Below are 18,226 nucleotides of genomic sequence, written 5' to 3' on the forward strand. Positions count from 1 at the left end.
TTGACAGAGAACTCCCGATTTGCCCTCGCGTCCAGAGGAGGAGCCACCCGATTCACGCTCGGTGCGCCCGGCGCCGTACCATTCGCGCCATGGCAAAGGCACCCGTTCTCACCCCGCAGGCGGAGGATTTCCCCCGCTGGTACCAGGATCTGATCAACAAGGCCGAGCTGGCCGACAACGGTCCGGTCCGCGGCACCATGGTCATCCGGCCGTACGGCTACGGCCTGTGGGAGCGGATGCAGCAGGAGATGGACGCGCGCATCAAGGACGCGGGCGCCCAGAACGCGTACTTCCCGCTGTTCATCCCGCAGTCGTACCTGACGAGGGAAGCGGAGCACGTCGAGGGCTTCGCCCCCGAGCTCGCGGTCGTCACGCACGGCGGCGGCAAGGAGCTGGAAGAGCCGGTCGTGGTCCGGCCCACCTCCGAGACGATCATCAACGACTACTTCTCCAAGTGGATCCAGAGCTACCGTGACCTGCCGCTGCTGATCAACCAGTGGGCCAACGTGGTCCGCTGGGAGATGCGCCCGCGCGTGTTCCTCCGTACGAGCGAGTTCCTCTGGCAGGAGGGCCACACCGCCCACGTCACGTACGAGGAGGCCCGCGACTACGCGGCCCGGATCCACCGCGACGTCTACGGCGACTTCATGACGAACGTGCTCGGCATCGACGTCGTGCTCGGCCGCAAGACCGCCAAGGAGCGCTTCGCCGGCGCCATCAACACCCTCACCCTCGAGGGCATGATGGGCGACGGCAAGGCCCTCCAGCTGGGCACGAGCCACGAGCTCGGCACCAACTTCGCCAAGGCCTTCCACACGCAGTACCTGTCGAAGGAAGGCAAGCAGGAACTCGTCTGGCAGACCTCGTGGGGCGTCTCGACCCGCATGGTCGGCGGCCTGATCATGTCGCACGGCGACGACAACGGCCTGCGGGTCCCGCCGCGCCTCGCGCACGTCCAGGTCGTCGTCATGGCGATCAAGGGCGACGAGGCCGTGGCGAAGGTCCGCGAGCTGGGCGCGCAGCTGAAGGCCGCGGGCCTTCGGGTGCACGTCGACGACCGCGTCGACACCCCCTTCGGCCGCCGCGCCGTGGACTGGGAGCTCAAGGGCGTACCGGTCCGCGTCGAGATCGGCCCCCGCGACCTGGAGGCCGGCACCGCGATGCTGGCCCGCCGCATCCCGGGCGGAAAGACCCCGGTGCGGATCGACGCGCTGGCCGACCTGCTGCCCAAGCTGCTGGAGGAGGACCAGGCGCAGTTGCTGCGCGAGTCCCGCGAGCGCCGCGAGTCCCGTACGTCGGACGTGGCCACCATCGAGGAGGCCGCCGAGGCCGCCATCGCCGGCGGCTGGGCGCGCATCCCGTGGGCGGACCTCGGTCCCGAGGGCGAGGCGAAGCTGGCCGAGCAGGCCGTCTCCGTCCGCTGCCTGATCGCCGCCGACGGGTCGGTCCCGGAGACGGACGACGCCCCCGGTACCCTCGCGATCGTCGCGCGCTCGTACTGACCGGATCCCTGATCCGGACCCTGCGCCCCGGCGCGCGGCTCAGACCGCGCGCCGGGGCGTAGTCGTCGTTACGTACCGACTCCTCCGGGGATCTGCGCACCCGTCCTCGTCATGACGCATGAGACTGAACTGACTGGTACGTGCAAAAAATTTGGAATGGCCCGGAATCGGAACACCGGGGCACCCCGGCTCGTTGATACGACGTGAGCACGACACCACCTGTTCTCGCCGCAGAGCTGGCGCAGGCGTGGGCCGATATTCAGCGGTACCACCCCGAGCTGCCTGACCTTGCCGCGCCCGAGTCCCTGATCGGAGAGTCGTCGTCCGCCTGTGGCGCCGCACTCTCCTTCGAGCGACTGCTGCACGAGGCAGTCCACGGCATCGCCGCCGCCCGCGGCGTCCGTGACACCTCGCGCGCCGGTCGGTACCACAACCGCAGATTCCTCGCGATCGCCGAGGAGATGGGGCTGGACCACTCCGACGAGCCGCATGCCAGCAGCGGCTTCTCCCTGGTCACCCTCAATCCCGAGGCCAAGAAGCGCTACCGGCCCACGATGGAGCGGCTCCAGCGGGCCCTGAAGGCCCACACGGCCGCGACCGCCGCCGACACCAAGCGCAGCTTCCGCGGACCGGCCGCCCGGCACGGCTCCTCCGGCGGCGGGGTACGCGTCAAGGCGGTCTGCGACTGCGGGCGCAACGTGCGGGTCGTCCCCTCCGTACTGGCCCAGGCGCCGATCGTCTGCGGGGGCTGCATGAAGCCCTTCCGCATCCCCGAGGTCGCGATCGCGGTCGCCTCCTGACCGCGCGCGGTACCCCCGCGGGCGTATGGCACAATGGACAGCTGTACTCGACAGTCGCATAGGACCCCTCTCTCCTCCGGCTGACGCGTCCATCGGGCACCCGAGTACCGCAACCCCACGTGGCATCTCATGTGCCCAACCACGTCAAGTTCAGGAGACACCACTCCAGTGGCAGTCAAGATCAAGCTCAAGCGCCTCGGCAAGATTCGCCAGCCGCACTACCGCATCGTCGTCGCCGACGCCCGCACCCGCCGTGACGGTCGCGCGATCGAAGAGATCGGTATCTACCACCCGACGTACAACCCGTCGCGCATCGAGGTCAACGCCGAGCGTGCGCAGTACTGGCTGTCCGTCGGCGCCCAGCCCACCGAGGCTGTGCTCGCCATCCTGAAGCTGACCGGTGACTGGCAGGCGCACAAGGGCCTTCCGGCCCCCGCGCCGCTGCTGCAGCCGGAGACCAAGGAGAGCAAGCGCCGCACCTTCGACGAGTTCGCCAAGGCCCTCGAGGGCATCGGCGAGGGCAAGGGCGACGCCATCACCCAGAAGGCGAAGAAGGCCGACAAGAAGGCGGACGAGGCTGAGGCCACCGCCGAGTCGACCGAGGCCTGATCATGCTCGAGGAGGCTCTTGAGCACCTCGTGAAGGGCATTGTGGACAACCCCGACGACGTGCAGGTCGCCTCGCGCGATCTGCGCCGCGGACAGGTGCTCGAGGTCCGGGTCCACCCGGACGACCTCGGGAAGGTGATCGGCCGCAACGGCCGCACCGCACGTGCGCTGCGTACCGTCGTGGGCGCCATCGGCGGGCGAGGCATCCGTGTCGACCTCGTCGATGTGGACCAGGTCCGCTGAGACCGCGTCCATCGCAAGATTGAATCACCGGCACGGGCCGGGGAGGGCATACGTGCCCGCCCCGGCCCGTCGTCGTCTGAACAGGAGAGCACAGTGGAGCTGGTAGTCGCGCGGATCGGCCGCGCCCACGGGATCAAGGGCGAGGTCACCGTCGAGGTGCGTACCGACGAGCCCGAGCAGCGGCTCGGCCCGGGCGCCGTCCTGCGGACCGACCCGGCGTCGGCGGGACCGCTGACCATCGAGACGGGCCGGGTGCACAGCGGCCGGCTGCTGCTGCGCTTCGCCGGCGTCAAGGACCGCACCGGCGCCGAGGCGCTGCGCAACATCCTGCTGATCGCCGAGGTGGACCCGGCGGAGCTGCCGGAGGAGCCCGACGAGTACTACGACCACCAGCTGATGGACCTCGACGTGGTCCTCGCCGACGGCACCGAGGTGGGCCGGATCACCGAGATCTCCCACCTGCCCTCGCAGGACCTCTTCATCGTCGAGCGGCCCGACGGCACCGAGGTGATGATCCCCTTCGTCGAGGAGATCGTCGCCGAGATCGACCTGGAGGAGCAGCGCTGCGTCATCACGCCGCCGCCCGGGCTGATCGACGACCGGGCGGAGGTCGCCTCGGCGCGCGACGCCGGGGAAGAAGCCTGATGCGTCTCGACGTCGTCACGATCTTCCCCGAGTACCTGGAGCCGCTGAACGTCTCGCTCGTCGGCAAGGCCCGCGCCCGCGGCCAGCTCGACGTGCACGTCCACGACCTGCGCGACTGGACGTACGACCGGCACAACACCGTCGACGACACCCCGTACGGCGGCGGTCCCGGCATGGTCATGAAGACCGAGCCGTGGGGCGAGGCCCTGGACGCGGCGCTGGCCGACGGCTACGAGTCCGGGGCGCGCGGACCGGTCCTGGTCGTGCCCACGCCCAGCGGCCGCCCGTTCACCCAGGAACTGGCCGTCGAACTCTCCGAGCGGCCCTGGCTGGTCTTCACGCCGGCCCGTTACGAGGGCATCGACCGCCGGGTGATGGACGAGTACGCGACGCGGATTCCGGTGTACGAGGTGTCCATCGGCGACTACGTGCTGGCGGGCGGCGAGGCCGCCGTCCTGGTGATCACCGAGGCGGTGGCGCGGCTGCTGCCCGGCGTGCTCGGAAACGCCGAGTCGCACCGGGACGACTCCTTCGCGCCCGGCGAGATGGCGAACCTGCTGGAGGGGCCCGTCTACACCAAGCCCCCCGAGTGGCGCGGCCGGGAGATCCCGGGCGTGCTGGTCAGCGGCCACCACGGGAAGATCGCCCGCTGGCGGCGGGACGAGGCCCTCCGGCGGACCGCGGGCAACCGTCCGGACCTGATCGAGCGCTGCGAGGCCGCCGCGTTCGACAAGAAGGACCGCGAGATCCTCTCCATCCTGGGCTGGAAACCGTCCGGCGACGGACGATTTTGGCTCAGGCCGCAGGCCGTGGAAGAATAGGCGGCTGCTGTGTGCTCGTGGACGCCCCTGCCACAGGGGGACCGTCGTCTGCAGGGTGACACGGCTCCCGAATTCTCTCCGGAAACCCGCACCGGCGACCTGTGGCGTCGTGCGAAGAAAGCAGACGAAGAACATGTCTCACCTGCTCGATGGCGTCAACGCCGCCGCGCTCCGCTCGGACCTCCCGGCCTTCCGCCCGGGTGACACGGTCAACGTCCACGTCCGCGTGATCGAGGGCAACCGCTCCCGTATCCAGCAGTTCAAGGGCGTAGTCATCCGCCGTCAGGGCGCCGGCGTCTCCGAGACCTTCACGGTCCGCAAGGTCTCCTTCAGCGTCGGCGTGGAGCGTACCTTCCCGGTCCACTCCCCGATCTTCGAGAAGATCGAGCTCGTCAGCCGCGGTGACGTCCGCCGCGCCAAGCTGTACTTCCTCCGTGAGCTCCGCGGCAAGGCCGCGAAGATCAAGGAGAAGCGCGACCACTGAGGTCCCCTCCGGGGTCCGGGGGCGGCCGGATAGGCTCCCTCTCGATGGACACCGAGGCACCTCACACGCAGCGCGGCCACTCTTCCCCCGGCGAGGGGGAGGAGCGGCCGCGTTCTGCGTTCTCCCGGGGCCGCCGGCCGTACTCGTGGCGTCGGGCCGCCGCGCTGGGTGTGACCTGCACCGTCCTTCTGCTGCTGGTCAGCAATTTCGTGGTGCAGCCCTTCCTGATCCCGAGCCGCTCCATGGAGCCGACGCTCGAGGTCGGGGACCGGGTCCTGGTCAACAAGCTGGCGTACCGCTTCGGCGACGGGCCGCGCCGCGGGGACCTCGTGGTCTTCGACGGCACGGGCTCCTTCGTGCCGGAGCGGCCCGAGGACAACCCGGTCGGCGAGGCCCTGCACGGCGCGGCGTCCGCGCTCGGACTCGCCGAGCCCTCGGACTCCGACTTCGTGAAGCGGGTGGTGGGAGTCGGCGGTGACGACGTGGTGTGCTGCGGCGCCGACGGGCGGATGCGGGTCAACGGGGTCCCGCTGGACGAGCCCTACCTGTATCCCGGCGACGCGCCCTCACAGGTGCCCTTCCGGATCGTGGTCCCCCTGGGGACCCTGTGGGTGATGGGGGATCATCGTTCCCAGTCCCGGGACTCCCGGGACCACCTGGGGCAACCGGGCGGGGGGATGGTGCCGGTGGAGAACGTGATCGGGCGGGCCGACTGGATCGGCTGGCCGGTGACCCGCTGGGGTTCCGCGGGCGGCGGCCGTGGGTAGCCGGGGGCGCTCCAGACGCGACCGGGAACCCGAACCGCCCCCCGAGCCGGAGCCCGAGCCCGCCGCGGCGGAGGGCGGCCGCGCCCAGCGGCGCCGGCTGGCCCGCCGCGTACGGCGGCGCCGCCGTACCCGCCGGGCCGGCGAACTGCCGCTGCTCGTGGTCGTGGCGCTGTGCATAGCCCTGGTGCTCAAGACCTTCCTGGTGCAGGCGTTCTTCATCCCGTCCGGCTCGATGGAGCAGACCATCCGGATCGGCGACCGGGTGCTGGTGGACAAGCTCACCCCCTGGTTCGGCTCCGCCGTGCAGCGCGGGGACGTCGTCGTGTTCAAGGACCCGGGCGGATGGCTCCAGGGCGATGCGGCCCGGCCCGCCCAGGACCCCGTCGGGGTCAAGCAGGTCAAGCAGACCCTGACCTTCATCGGCCTGCTGCCCTCGGCCGACGAGCAGGACCTGATCAAGCGCGTCATCGGCGTCGGCGGGGACACCGTCGCGTGCTGCGACGGCCGGGGCCGGGTCACCGTCAACGGCGCGCCGCTCGATGAGCCGTACGTGAACCCGGGCAACGCCCCCTCCGAGATCCGTTTCGAGGTGCGGGTGCCGGCGGGGCGGCTGTTCGTGATGGGCGACCACCGGGCCAGGTCGGCGGATTCCCGCTTCCACCTCGACGAGGCATTCGAGGGCACCATCGACGAGAACGGCGTCGTCGGCGAGGCCGTCGTGATCGCCTGGCCCATCGGACACTGGCGCAGGCTGGAACAGCCCGCGACCTTCCGCACGGTGCCGGATCAGGCGCGCCGCGGGGGACGCGGCCGTCGTGGGCGCGGACGGGGCACGCCGTTCGCATAGTGTGTCCTCGGTCTCCCGCGCCTTAGGGAACTCCCGCTCGTTAGGGGAGGGGAGGGCCCGTGTCTGAAACCGGCGGGCGGCGATTTCCGAGTGAGGAGTGGATGTGGGGGATGTGGCGGTAGGCGCACGATCCGGACGCGACGAGGGCGAGGAGCGGCCGGACGACGCCGTCGAGCGCGAGGCCGAGGACGGCGGGGCCGCGGCGCATCCGCACCGCTCGTTCTGGAAGGAGCTCCCGCTCCTCATCGGCATCGCCCTGCTGCTGGCCCTCCTGATCAAGACCTTCCTCGTGCAGGCGTTCTCCATCCCGTCCGACTCCATGCAGGACACCCTGCAGCGGGGCGACCGGGTGCTGGTGGACAAGCTGACCCCGTGGTTCGGCTCCGAGCCCGAGCGCGGTGAGGTCGTGGTGTTCCACGACCCGGCGGCCTGGCTGTCCGGAGAGCCCACCCCGGAGCCCAACATCGCGCAGAAGGCGCTCAGCTGGATCGGTCTGATGCCCTCCGCGGAGGAGAAGGACCTGATCAAGCGGACCATCGCCATCGGCGGGGACACGATCGAGTGCAAGAAGGGGGGACCGGTCGTCGTCAACGGCAAGGAGCTGGACGAGCCGTACATCTTCCCCGGCAACACCCCGTGCGACGACATGCCGTTCGGCCCGATCACCGTGCCCGAGGGCAAGATCTGGGTGATGGGCGACCACCGGCAGAACTCCCAGGACTCCCGCTACCACATGCAGGACTCCACCAAGGGCTTCGTGCCGGTCGACAAGGTCGTCGGGCGGGCCGTCGTGGTCGCGTGGCCGATCACCCGCTGGTCCACGCTGCCGGTCCCGGACACCTTCGACCAGCCGGGCATCGGCAACCAGGCCGCCGCCGTCGCGCTCGGCCTCGGCGCCTCCGGGCTGGCCCCGGCCGGGATCGCCCCGGCCGCGCTGGGGCTCACCGGCGCGGTGCCGCTCGTGATGTGGCGGCGCCGGAGGCTGACCAGCGGTCGTACCGACCGGTAAGGTGCCGCCCAGGTCGACGATCTCCGAGGGTGGGGGCGCTGCAATGGGCGGAACACAAGCAATACGCGGTGGCGGCAACGGCCACGGTGGTCTCGGCAACGTGCTGTCGGGGATCGCCGTGGCCGTCGGCTTCGCGCTCTTCCTCGGCGGCTTCGTGTGGGGGGCGGTCGTCTACCGGCCCTACACCGTGCCGACCGATTCGATGATGCCCACGGTGCGGCCCGGGGACCGGGTGCTGGCCCAGCGCATCGGGGGCGATGAGGTGCGCCGCGGGGACGTGGTCGTCTTCACCGACACCGCGTGGAGCGACCTGCCCATGGTCAAGCGGGTCGTCGGCATCGGCGGCGACACCGTGAAGTGCTGTGGCGCGGCCGGCGAGCTGACCGTGAACGGCACGGCCCTGGACGAGCCCTACGTCGACGACACCCGGCCGGACCCCGGTACGGCCCTGCCGCCCGGGCAGCCCGCGCCCGGCGGCATCCCCTTCGAGGTCACGGTGCCCGAGGGGAACCTCTTCCTGCTGGGCGACCGGCGGAGCGCCTCGCTGGACTCCCGGTCCCACCTCCAGGAGGCCGGGCAGGGCACCGTGCCGCGGTCGGGGGTCAACGCCCGGGTCGACGCGCTGGCCTGGCCCTCCGCGGGCATGCTGGAGCGGCCGAGGACGTACGAGGCGCTGCCCGGCGGCGTGTCCCGGCCCGGGCCGCTGCCGCTCCAGGTGGCGGCGGTGGCCGCCGGAGCCGTACTGGTGGTGCTGGGGGCCGCGTACGGGCCCCTCGTACGGGTCCTGGGACGCGGGCGGCGCCGGGAGCGGGCCGATGCAGGCTGACCCGGCGGCCGGCCCCGGGGTGCGCCGGGTCGCGCGGGTGGTCCTGCTGGACCCCGCGGACCGGATCCTGCTGCTGCACGGCTTCGAACCGGCCGACCCGGCCGAGACCTGGTGGTTCACCCCGGGCGGCGGCCTGGAGGGGGCGGAGAGCCACGAGGAGGCCGCACTGCGGGAGCTGGCGGAGGAGACGGGGATCACACAGGTGGAGCTGGGACCGGTGCTGTGGCGCCGGTACTGCTCCTTCCCCTTCGACGGACGCCGCTGGGAGCAGGACGAGTGGTACTTCCTGGCCCGTACCGCCCAGACCGTGACCGCGATGGGCGGGCTCACCGAACTCGAGCGGCGCAGCGTCACCGGAGCGAGGTGGTGGACCTCCGGGGAACTGCTCTCGGCACGTGAGACGGTGTACCCGACCAGACTCGCCGAGCTGCTCCGTACGCTGCTCGACGACGGTCCTCCGGGTGCGCCGGTGGTCCTGGCCCCGGAAATCGTTCGGGGGCGCGGGGGCCTGGCGCACAATAGGGGGACGCACGGCTGAAGGGGAACATGCCATGAGTGCCGAGGACCTCGAAAAGTACGAGACCGAGATGGAGCTGAAGCTCTATCGGGAGTACCGCGACGTCGTCGGGCTGTTCAAGTACGTGATCGAGACCGAACGCCGTTTCTATCTCACCAACGACTACGAGATGCAGGTGCACTCGGTCCAGGGGGAGGTCTTCTTCGAGGTCTCGATGGCCGACGCGTGGGTCTGGGACATGTACCGGCCGGCCCGTTTCGTGAAGCAGGTACGGGTGCTGACCTTCAAGGACGTGAACATCGAGGAGCTCAACAAGAGCGACCTCGAACTTCCGGGCGGCTGAGGCCCCGTCCGGCACCGCTGTCCTCCCTCCTGAGGGTGACCGGGATATCCACAACGCCGCGGTTGTCCACCAAGATCCACGGGATGGGCGGGGGCGGGGGATCGTCGGTGCCGGAGGTGGTGCCGAATGGACACGAAGGATGTGGCACGGCAGGCGCTCGGGCGCTACGGCGAAGAGCTGGCGGCGCGCCGGCTGACCGAGGCCGGGATGACCGTGATCGCGCGGAACTGGCGGTGCCGGGGCGGCGAGATCGACATCGTGGCGCGGGACGGGGACGCCCTCGTCGTCTGCGAGGTCAAGACCCGCCGGGCGGGCGTTTTCGAACACCCCATGGCCGCGGTGCGGCCCGGCAAGGCCGAGCGGTTGCGCGGACTCGCCGGGCGCTGGCTCCTCGACCACGGAGGACCGCCCCCGGGCGGGGTGCGGATCGACCTCGTCGGTGTCGTGCTGCCGAGGCGCGGGGCGCCCGTGGTGGAACACGTCCGGGGGGTGGCGTGATGGGGTTCGCCCGGGCCTGTTCCGTGGCCCTGGTGGGCGTGGACGGCGTGGTGGTGGAGGTCCAGGCCGACCTGGAACCCGGAGTGGCCGCCTTCACCCTGGTGGGGCTGCCCGACAAGACCCTGGTCGAGAGCCGGGACCGGGTGCGGGCCGCCGTCGTCAACTCGGGGGCGGCCTGGCCGCAGAAGAAGCTCACGGTCGGGCTGAGCCCCGCCTCCGTACCGAAGTCCGGAGCCGGCTTCGACCTCGCCGTGGCCGCCGCGGTGCTGGGGGCCGCCGAGGTGGTCGACCCGGAGACGATCGCCGATCTCGTACTGATCGGCGAGCTCGGCCTGGACGGCCGGGTCCGCCCGGTCCGGGGGATCCTGCCCGCCGTCCTCGCGGCGGCGGAGGCCGGCTACCGGCAGGTGGTCGTACCGCAGCAGTGCGCCTCCGAGGCCGCTCTCGTGCCCGACGTCTCGGTGCTCGGCGTACGCAGCCTGCGGCAGCTGATCGCGGTGCTCACGGGCGGGGAGGTTCCCGAGGAGGAACACCTCGGCCCGCCGGGGCGGCCCGATCCGATGCTGGCCGGGCTGGTGCTCCCGGGGGCGGGGCTCGGCACCGGCATCACCCCGGGCCGGGGCGACAGCGCCGACGTCCCCGACCTCGCCGACGTGGCCGGGCAGCACGGCGCGCGCCACGCGCTGGAGGTGGCGGCCTCGGGGGGCCACCACCTGTTCCTCAGCGGGCCGCCCGGGGCGGGCAAGACGATGCTGGCCGAGCGGCTGCCCTGGATCCTCCCGCCGCTCGGGCGGCGGGAGTCGGTGGAGGTCACGGCCGTCCACTCGGTCGCGGGAATCCTCCCGCCCGGCGAGCCGCTGGTCTCCCGGCCGCCCTACTGCGCGCCTCACCACTCCGCCACCATGCAGTCCCTGGTGGGCGGCGGGAACGGGGTACCCCGGCCGGGCGCGGTGTCCCTGGCCCACAGGGGTGTGCTGTTCCTGGACGAGGCCGCGGAGTTCCACGGCCGGGCGCTGGACGCGCTGCGCCAGCCCCTCGAATCGGGCCACGTGGTCATCGCGCGCGCCGCCGGGGTGGTGCGGCTGCCCGCCCGGTTCCTGATGGTGCTCGCGGCCAACCCCTGCCCGTGTGGGCGGCACACGCTCCGGGGGCAGGGGTGCGAATGCCCGGCCTCGGTGGTCCGGCGCTACCAGGCGCGGCTGTCCGGGCCCCTGCTCGACCGGGTGGACCTGCGGGTCGCGGTGGAGCCGGTGACCCGCTCCGACCTGCTCCGCCAGGGCGGGCGCGGGGAGTCCACCGCGGTCGTCGCCGACCGGGTCCGGGAGGCGCGGGAGCGCGCCGCGTTCCGGCTCGCGGACACTCCCTGGCTGCTCAACTCCGAGGTGCCCGGGCAGGAACTGCGGACCCGGTGGCCCGTGGACCCCGGAGCGCTGGCCCAAGCCGAACGCGACCTGGAACGCGGGATGCTCAGCGCGCGCGGGCTGGACCGGGTGCTGCGGGTCGCCTGGACGGTGGCCGACCTGCGCGGGCGGGACCGGCCGGAGGCGCCGGACGTGGCGGTCGCGCTCGAACTGCGGACCGGGGTCGCCCGCGGGGCGGCGCTGGGGACGGGGGCAGCGGCATGACCGGGCCGCGGGCGCCGGGGCGCGTGCCGGAGCCGGAGCCGGACCCGGGGCGGCGGCCGGGAGAACGGCCGCAGGACGGGCCGGGGGCGCCGGAGGGCGTGGCGGGCCGGGCGCCGGGGGAGCGGCCGGAGGCGGATCGGGAGCGGGAGCCCGAGCGGGGGACGGGGTGTCCGCCGGGGCGGCGGTCGGGGCAAGGGCCGGGAGCGGAGGCGGAGTTGCTGGCGCGGGCGGCCCTGACCCGGGTGCTGGAGCCCGGGGAGGAACGGGGCGGCCGCTGGCTGCGGGAGCACGGCGCCGTGGGGCTGATGCGGCTGCTGACCGGCCCCGAACCGGAGGCGGCCGTGCTCACCGGGGTGCGCCCGGACCGGCTCGCCGGGTACCGCAGACGGGCGGCGCTCGCCGACCCCCGGCGGGACCTGGAGCTGGCCGCCGAGGCGGGGGGCCGGTTCGTGTGCCCCGGATCGGCGCAGTGGCCGACCCAGCTCGACGACCTCGCCGACGCCCGGCCCGTCGGGCTGTGGCTGCGGGGCCGGCCCGACCTGCGGACCTGGGCGCTGCGCTCGGTGGCCGTGGTCGGGGCCCGGGCCTGCACCCCGTACGGCGCGCACATGGCCCAGACCCTGGCCGCCGGCCTGGCCGAGCGGGGCTGGGTCGTCGTCTCCGGCGCGGCCTACGGGATCGACGGCGCCGCCCACCGCGGGGCCCTCGCCTCGGGCGGCGCCACCGCGGCGGTGCTGGCCTGCGGGGTGGACGTGTCCTACCCGCGCGGGCACGCCGGGCTCCTCGGCCGGATCGCCGGTCAGGGGCTGGTCCTCGGGGAGCTGCCGCCCGGCAGCCACCCCACCCCCAGCCGGTTCGTCCTGCGCAACCGGGTCATCGCCGCCCTCACCCGGGGCACGGTGGTGGTGGAGGCCGCCCACCGCAGCGGCTCCCTGGTCACCGCCCGCCGGGCCCAGCAGCTCGGGCGGTTCACCATGGGGGTGCCGGGGCCCGCGACGAGCGGACTCTCCGCGGGGGTGCACGAGTTGCTGCGGGGCGAGGCCGTGCTCGTATCCGACGCGGCGGAGGTCGTCGAGCTGGTCGGATCCATCGGCGAACTGGCCCCCGAGCGGCGCGGACCGGTCCTCGCCCGGGACCTGCTGGACCGCGCCACGGCCCGGGTGCTCGAAGCGCTCCCGGCCGGCCGGCCCGCGGACGTGGCGGAGTTGGCACATGCCTCCGGCACCGGCGCTGATGACGTCATCGGCAGACTGTACGAACTTCACTCTCTGGGGTTCGTCGAACGGCAGGGCGACGTCTGGCAGTTGAGCAGACAAACGCCGGGAACGCGCACGCAAACCGGCTCTGCCCGGCGAGGCGGTCGTTGACCTGGGGTGTTCCGGTGAAAGAGTGAAACCGATGAGAGACGCGGTGCTCCCGGCGGCAGCAGCCGGGACCGTGCGCGATGCGCCGGTCCCGGGTCGGCCGCGCGAGTCCGGAGGCCGTCGAGGCCCTGCGCGATCCCGTACTCTTCGCGCACCGCGACACTTCCGTCACGCTACGCTCCCAAGGAATCCGGCTCCGGCAAAGGCGAAGCATGCCCCAGCACACCTCAGGGTCCGACCGCGCTGCGGTGCCCCCCGCAGCCCGCGGCGGCGTGCGGTCCGCCGCACCCTCGTCCCTGGAGGTGCTGTGGCGCTCGTACAAGGAGTCCGGTGACGAGCGGCTGCGGGAGCAGCTGATCCTGCACTACTCGCCCCTGGTGAAGTACGTCGCGGGCCGCGTCAGCGTGGGCCTGCCGCCCAACGTGGAGCAGGCCGACTTCGTCTCCTCCGGGGTCTTCGGGCTGATCGACGCCATCGAGAAGTTCGACATCGAGCGGTCGATCAAGTTCGAGACGTACGCGATCACCAGGATCCGCGGCGCGATGATCGACGAGCTGCGGGCGCTGGACTGGATCCCCCGCTCGGTCCGCCAGAAGGCCCGGGCCGTGGAGCGCGCCTACGCCACGCTGGAGGCCCAGCTGCGGCGCACCCCGACCGAGAGCGAGGTCGCGGGCGAGATGGGGATCGGCGTGGAGGACCTCCACGCCGTTTTCAGCCAGCTGTCCCTGGCGAACGTCGTCGCCCTGGAGGAACTCCTGCACGCCGGCGGGGAGGGCGGTGACCGCCTCTCGCTGATGGACACCCTGGAGGACCGGGCCGCCGACGACCCGGTGGAGGTCGCGGAGGACCGCGAGCTGCGCCGCCTGCTGGCCCGGGCCATCAACACGCTGCCCGAGCGGGAGAAGACCGTGGTCACCCTCTACTACTACGAGGGCCTCACCCTGGCCGAGATCGGCAACGTGCTGGGCGTCACCGAGAGCCGGGTCAGCCAGATCCACACCAAGTCGGTGCTGCAACTGCGGGCGAAGCTGGCCGATGTGGGGCGATGAGCTTGCGGTACCTCCGTAGAGTGGACGCGTGCCCAGGATTCGAGCGGCCTCCGTGGCCGAGCACCGGTCGATGCAGCGCGGCGCCCTCTTGGACGCCGCGCGTTCCCTGCTGTCCGAAGGCGGGACGGAAGCGCTGACCTTCCCCGCCCTCGCGGAGCGGACCGGCCTCGCCCGGTCCTCCGTGTACGAGTACTTCCGCTCCCGCGCCGCCGTGGTCGAGGAACTGTGCGCGGTGGACTTCCCCGTGTGGGCCGCCGAGATCGAGGCGGCCATGGAGCGGGCCGAGTCGCCCGAGGCGAAGATCGAGGCTTACGTGCGCAGCCAGTTGGCGCTGGTGGGCGACCGCCGGCACCGGGCCGTGGTGGCGATCTCGGCCGGCGAGCTGGACGCCGGGGCGCGGGAGAAGATCCGTGCCGCGCACGGCGGGCTGGTGGCGATGATCGTCGAGGCGCTGGGCGCCCTGGGGCAGGCCGAGCCCAGGCTCGCCGCGATGCTGCTGCAGGGTGTCGTGGACGCCGCGGTACGCCGCATCGAGCTCGGCGCGGCGCAGGACCCCGGCGTCGTGACGGAGGCGGCCGTCGCCATGGCCCTGCGCGGCGTCCGGGGCTAGACCGTTTCGTGCGGATCCTGTCGGCCGGGGTCCGGCGCCTCCCCTCAGGTGCCGCCGGGTGCGGCGGGCAGCAGGCGCGCGGTCGGGCGGGGGAGCAGTGACAACGGGTTGAGGTAGGTCTCGCCCGCCAGCAGGCCCCAGTGCAGACACGGCGCCGGGCAGTGGGAGCCCGCCGTGAGGACCGCGACCACCTGGCCCGCCGTGACCCGCCCGCCCTCCGAGACCAGGGGCCGCACCGGTTCGTAGGTCGTTCGCAGTCCGTTCGCCAGCACGAGGGAGAGGACCCCCCGGCCGGCCACCCACCCCGCGTAGTGCACCCGGCCGTCGGCCACCGCGCGGAGCTCGGCGCCCACCGGCGCGGACAGGTCGACCCCGCGGTGGCCGGCCGCGTACGGGGTCGGGGGCGGGTCCCACCAGCGGGTCACCGTCAGGGGCCCGGGCAGCGGCCGGACCGAGGGGGCGGCGGCCTGGACCAGGGCCAGGAACAGGGCGAACAGCAGGGTCGGCAAGGTCGTCATGGACCCAGCGTCCCGCGCGCCCGGCGACCGCGGCGGGGGCTGTGGACAAGGCCGGGGGTGTGGACGACGGCGTCACCCGGCATACCGCCGGGTCCCGTACACTTCTTGTGGCGATCCGGGTCACCGGGTCGACTTCGCACGCCCCAACATCAGCCCGAAACGGCCTGGTGACAGCGTCTCTCGGTCCCTCTACGGGGCAGGACGCGGCGGGGCGTCAGGAACCAAACCGAGAAAACAAGGAGATGGCCATGGCCGTCGTAACGATGCGGGAGCTGCTGGAAAGCGGCGTCCACTTCGGTCACCAGACCCGTCGCTGGAACCCGAAGATGAAGCGCTTCATCTTCACCGAGCGCAACGGCATCTACATCATCGACCTGCTCCAGTCGCTGTCGTACATCGACCGCGCCTACGAGTTCGTGAAGGAGACCGTCGCGCACGGCGGCTCCATCATGTTCATCGGTACCAAGAAGCAGGCGCAGGAGGCCATCGCCGAGCAGGCGACGCGCGTCGGCATGCCGTACGTCAACCAGCGGTGGCTGGGTGGCATGCTCACCAACTTCTCGACCGTCTACAAGCGCCTCCAGCGTCTGAAGGAGCTTGAGGCGATCGACTTCGAGGACGTCGCCGCCTCGGGTCTCACCAAGAAGGAGCTCCTGGTCCTCTCCCGCGAGAAGATCAAGCTGGAGAAGACCCTCGGTGGTATCCGCGAGATGTCGAAGGTTCCCAGCGCCGTCTGGATCGTCGACACCAAGAAGGAGCACATCGCCGTCGGTGAGGCGCGCAAGCTCCACATCCCGGTCGTCGCGATCCTCGACACCAACTGCGACCCCGACGAGGTCGACTACAAGATCCCGGGCAACGACGACGCGATCCGCTCCGTCACCCTGCTCACCCGCGTGATCGCCGACGCCGTCGCCGAGGGCCTCATCGCCCGCTCCGGCGCTGCGACCGGCGACTCGAAGCCGGGCGAGAAGGCCGCCGCCGAGCCGCTCGCCGAGTGGGAGCGCGACCTGCTTGAGGGCGACAAGAAGGCCGACTCCGACGAGTCGACCGAGGCTGCGGCCGCTCCGGCCGAGGCCGCTGCCGAGGCCCCCGCGGCCGACGCCGACGCCGAGGTCGTCGAGGCTCCGGCCGCCGAGGCCGACGCCGCCGCCGACGCCGAGGTTGTCGAGGCCCCGGCCGCCGACGCCGAGCAGGCCTGACCCACTGAGGGGGCCCGGCGTTCACCCGCCGGGCACTCACGGTACGGACGATGACGGCGGGGGAGCCGCGCCACGAGCGCGGCGCCTCCGCCGTTCACCCGTAGATCTACGACTTCGAGAGAGAATCACAGACTCATGGCGAACTACACCGCCGCTGACGTCAAGAAGCTCCGCGAGCTCACCGGCGCCGGCATGATGGACTGCAAGAACGCGCTCGTGGACTCCGACGGTGACGTCGACAAGGCCATGGAAGCGCTCCGTATCAAGGGTCAGAAGGGCGTCGCCAAGCGCGAGGGCCGCTCTGCCGAGAACGGTGCCGTCGTCTCCCTCATCTCCGACGACAACACCTCCGGTGTCCTCGTCGAGCTGAAGTGCGAGACGGACTTCGTCGCCAAGGGCGAGAAGTTCCTCGCCGTCGCCAACCAGCTGGCCGCGCACGTCGCCGCGACCTCCCCCGCCGACATCGAGGCGCTCCTCGCGTCCGAGATCGAGGCCGGCAAGACCGTCCAGGCGTTCGTGGACGAGGCCAACGCCAACCTCGGCGAGAAGATCGTCCTGGACCGCTTCGCGCAGTTCACCGGCGGTTACGTCTCGTCGTACATGCACCGCACGATGCCCGACCTGCCGTTCCAGATCGGCGTCCTGGTCGAGCTCGACAAGGAGAACGCCGAGGTCGCCCGCGGCATCGCGCAGCACATCGCCGCGTTCGCCCCGCAGTGGCTCTCCAAGGAAGACGTTCCGGCCGAGAAGGTCGAGTCCGAGCGTCGCATCGCCGAAGAGGTCACCCGCGCGGAAGGCAAGCCCGAGGCCGCCCTCCCGAAGATCGTCGAGGGTCGCATCAACGGCTTCTTCAAGGACGCCACGCTGCTCGGCCAGCCGTACGCGCTCGACAACAAGAAGTCCGTCCAGAAGGTCCTGGACGAGGCCGGTGTCACCCTGAAGCGCTTCAGCCGCATCAAGGTCGGCATCTGAGTCCGTCCGTACGCGACGGACACCGGACCCCAGGTAGGGTCTGAAGCAGTCGTCCGCGCTCGCGCAGGGCGACCGCAGATCTGACGAGGAGGCCATTGCCGTAGAGGGAACCGCGAGGACCCACCGGCAATGGCCTTCTTCGTATGTGCACGAGGAGATCTCCATGAATCAGGGCGTGGACCACCACACCGCATCCGACGACAAGAGCGACCAGCACAAGAAGGGCCGCCGCTTCATGCTGAAGCTGTCGGGCGAGGCCTTCTCCGGTGGCGGAGGACTGGGCGTCGATCCCGACGTGGTCCACGCCATCGCGCGCGAGATCGCCGCGGTCGTCCGCGACGGCGCGGAGATCGCCATCGTGATCGGCGGTGGCAACTTCTTCCGCGGCGCCGAGCTCCAGCAGCGCGGCATGGACCGGGCGCGGTCCGACTACATGGGCATGCTGGGCACGGTCATGAACTGCCTCGCCCTCCAGGACTTCCTGGAGAAGGAGGGGATCGACTCCCGCGTGCAGACCGCCATCACCATGGGCCAGGTCGCCGAGCCGTACATCCCGCTGCGCGCGGTGCGCCACCTGGAGAAGGGCCGTGTCGTCATCTTCGGCGCCGGCATGGGCATGCCCTACTTCTCCACCGACACCACGGCCGCCCAGCGCGCCCTGGAGATCGATGCCGAAGCCCTGCTCATGGGCAAGAACGGTGTCGACGGCGTCTACGACTCGGACCCGAAGAAGAACCCGGACGCGGTGAAGTTCGACGCGCTCGAGTACAGCGAGGTGCTCTCGCGCGACCTCAAGGTCGCCGACGCCACCGCCATCACGCTGTGCCGCGACAACAAGCTGCCGATCCTGGTCTTCGAACTGCTCGCCGAGGGCAACATCGCCCGCGCGGTCAAGGGTGAGAAGATCGGCACGCTCGTCAGCGACCAGGGAACCCGGGCCTGAGCAGTCCGCTGCCGGACACGGCCCCGCCCGCCC

The 18,226-nt window shown here is 71.9% G+C and carries 22 protein-coding genes; 21 read left to right on the top strand and 1 reads right to left on the bottom strand.

The features are described 5' to 3' along the window. Positions 1 to 89 precede the first annotated feature (89 nt). The 18 genes from proS (at position 90) to ABT106_RS00320 (ending at position 14,558) form a co-directional block, all read left to right on the top strand. Positions 90 to 1,502, top strand: coding sequence for a proline--tRNA ligase (gene proS / locus ABT106_RS00235; RefSeq protein WP_351270025.1), 1,413 nt, complete (start codon positions 90 to 92; stop codon positions 1,500 to 1,502). Between the two features lie 203 nt (positions 1,503 to 1,705). After that, on the top strand, positions 1,706 to 2,302 hold the full coding sequence (locus ABT106_RS00240) for a hypothetical protein (protein WP_351270027.1): 597 nt from the start codon (positions 1,706 to 1,708) through the stop codon (positions 2,300 to 2,302). 168 nt (positions 2,303 to 2,470) lie between these two features. Then, the gene (gene rpsP, locus ABT106_RS00245; RefSeq protein ID WP_267717590.1) at positions 2,471 to 2,911 is read left to right on the top strand and encodes a 30S ribosomal protein S16; all 441 of its coding nucleotides are present in this window, start codon (positions 2,471 to 2,473) and stop codon (positions 2,909 to 2,911) included. 2 nt (positions 2,912 to 2,913) lie between these two features. After that, positions 2,914 to 3,153: an RNA-binding protein gene (locus ABT106_RS00250; protein ID WP_150517622.1), complete on the top strand. Its 240-nt coding sequence runs from the start codon at positions 2,914 to 2,916 to the stop codon at positions 3,151 to 3,153. 93 nt (positions 3,154 to 3,246) lie between these two features. Further along, positions 3,247 to 3,798: a ribosome maturation factor RimM gene (gene rimM, locus ABT106_RS00255; RefSeq protein WP_267717589.1), complete on the top strand. Its 552-nt coding sequence runs from the start codon at positions 3,247 to 3,249 to the stop codon at positions 3,796 to 3,798. Beyond that, a complete protein-coding gene (trmD, locus tag ABT106_RS00260) occupies positions 3,798 to 4,619 on the top strand; it encodes a tRNA (guanosine(37)-N1)-methyltransferase TrmD (RefSeq protein ID WP_351270031.1) in 822 nt (273 codons plus the stop codon). Before rimM ends, trmD begins: the two co-directional genes overlap by 1 nt. Before the next feature lie 133 nt (positions 4,620 to 4,752). Continuing rightward, positions 4,753 to 5,103 (top strand): 50S ribosomal protein L19, encoded by a 351-nt coding sequence (gene rplS / locus ABT106_RS00265; protein WP_267717586.1) that lies wholly within the window; start codon positions 4,753 to 4,755, stop codon positions 5,101 to 5,103. 44 nt (positions 5,104 to 5,147) lie between these two features. Continuing rightward, positions 5,148 to 5,870: a signal peptidase I gene (gene lepB / locus ABT106_RS00270; protein ID WP_351270034.1), complete on the top strand. Its 723-nt coding sequence runs from the start codon at positions 5,148 to 5,150 to the stop codon at positions 5,868 to 5,870. Then, positions 5,863 to 6,717: a signal peptidase I gene (lepB, locus tag ABT106_RS00275; RefSeq protein ID WP_502979122.1), complete on the top strand. Its 855-nt coding sequence runs from the start codon at positions 5,863 to 5,865 to the stop codon at positions 6,715 to 6,717. The genes lepB (ABT106_RS00270) and lepB (ABT106_RS00275) overlap by 8 nt, the downstream gene beginning before the upstream one ends. Before the next feature lie 112 nt (positions 6,718 to 6,829). Beyond that, entirely contained in the window at positions 6,830 to 7,726 is an 897-nt protein-coding gene (gene lepB, locus ABT106_RS00280; protein ID WP_502979123.1) for a signal peptidase I, read from the top strand. A gap of 43 nt (positions 7,727 to 7,769) precedes the next feature. Next, entirely contained in the window at positions 7,770 to 8,552 is a 783-nt protein-coding gene (gene lepB, locus ABT106_RS00285; RefSeq protein WP_351270040.1) for a signal peptidase I, read from the top strand. Beyond that, positions 8,542 to 9,090 (top strand): NUDIX hydrolase, encoded by a 549-nt coding sequence (locus tag ABT106_RS00290; protein ID WP_351270043.1) that lies wholly within the window; start codon positions 8,542 to 8,544, stop codon positions 9,088 to 9,090. Before lepB (ABT106_RS00285) ends, ABT106_RS00290 begins: the two co-directional genes overlap by 11 nt. A 13-nt stretch (positions 9,091 to 9,103) precedes the next feature. Continuing rightward, entirely contained in the window at positions 9,104 to 9,412 is a 309-nt protein-coding gene (locus ABT106_RS00295) for a DUF2469 domain-containing protein (RefSeq protein ID WP_003965949.1), read from the top strand. Between the two features lie 126 nt (positions 9,413 to 9,538). After that, complete coding sequence (locus ABT106_RS00300) at positions 9,539 to 9,910, top strand: YraN family protein (protein ID WP_267717581.1); 372 nt, start codon at positions 9,539 to 9,541, stop codon at positions 9,908 to 9,910. Further along, positions 9,910 to 11,535, top strand: a complete 1,626-nt coding sequence (locus ABT106_RS00305) for a YifB family Mg chelatase-like AAA ATPase (protein WP_351270046.1) — start codon at positions 9,910 to 9,912, stop codon at positions 11,533 to 11,535. The genes ABT106_RS00300 and ABT106_RS00305 overlap by 1 nt, the downstream gene beginning before the upstream one ends. Then, entirely contained in the window at positions 11,532 to 12,902 is a 1,371-nt protein-coding gene (gene dprA, locus ABT106_RS00310; protein WP_502979125.1) for a DNA-processing protein DprA, read from the top strand. The genes ABT106_RS00305 and dprA overlap by 4 nt, the downstream gene beginning before the upstream one ends. A 209-nt stretch (positions 12,903 to 13,111) precedes the next feature. After that, on the top strand, positions 13,112 to 13,948 hold the full coding sequence (gene whiG / locus ABT106_RS00315) for an RNA polymerase sigma factor WhiG (RefSeq protein ID WP_351270051.1): 837 nt from the start codon (positions 13,112 to 13,114) through the stop codon (positions 13,946 to 13,948). A gap of 70 nt (positions 13,949 to 14,018) precedes the next feature. Continuing rightward, positions 14,019 to 14,558 carry a TetR/AcrR family transcriptional regulator gene (locus ABT106_RS00320; RefSeq protein WP_351270258.1) on the top strand — a complete coding sequence of 180 codons (540 nt, stop codon included), beginning with the start codon at positions 14,019 to 14,021 and terminating at the stop codon, positions 14,556 to 14,558. 44 nt (positions 14,559 to 14,602) lie between these two features. On the opposite strand, the gene ABT106_RS00325 is transcribed toward ABT106_RS00320, so the two are convergent. Continuing rightward, positions 14,603 to 15,076, bottom strand: coding sequence for a M23 family metallopeptidase (locus ABT106_RS00325; RefSeq protein ID WP_351270054.1), 474 nt, complete (start codon positions 15,074 to 15,076; stop codon positions 14,603 to 14,605). Between the two features lie 248 nt (positions 15,077 to 15,324). Between ABT106_RS00325 and rpsB the strand changes: the two genes are divergently transcribed. From rpsB to pyrH, 3 genes are all read left to right on the top strand, one after another. Next, positions 15,325 to 16,278, top strand: coding sequence for a 30S ribosomal protein S2 (gene rpsB, locus ABT106_RS00330; RefSeq protein ID WP_351270057.1), 954 nt, complete (start codon positions 15,325 to 15,327; stop codon positions 16,276 to 16,278). Positions 16,279 to 16,413: 135 nt separating this feature from the next. Continuing rightward, positions 16,414 to 17,250: a translation elongation factor Ts gene (gene tsf, locus ABT106_RS00335; protein WP_351270060.1), complete on the top strand. Its 837-nt coding sequence runs from the start codon at positions 16,414 to 16,416 to the stop codon at positions 17,248 to 17,250. Between the two features lie 163 nt (positions 17,251 to 17,413). Then, complete coding sequence (gene pyrH, locus ABT106_RS00340) at positions 17,414 to 18,193, top strand: UMP kinase (RefSeq protein WP_267717575.1); 780 nt, start codon at positions 17,414 to 17,416, stop codon at positions 18,191 to 18,193. Positions 18,194 to 18,226 lie beyond the last annotated feature (33 nt).

It is taken from the genome of Streptomyces sp. NPDC002044, assembly GCF_040296725.1.
GTDB lineage: Bacteria > Actinomycetota > Actinomycetes > Streptomycetales > Streptomycetaceae > Streptomyces > Streptomyces antarcticus.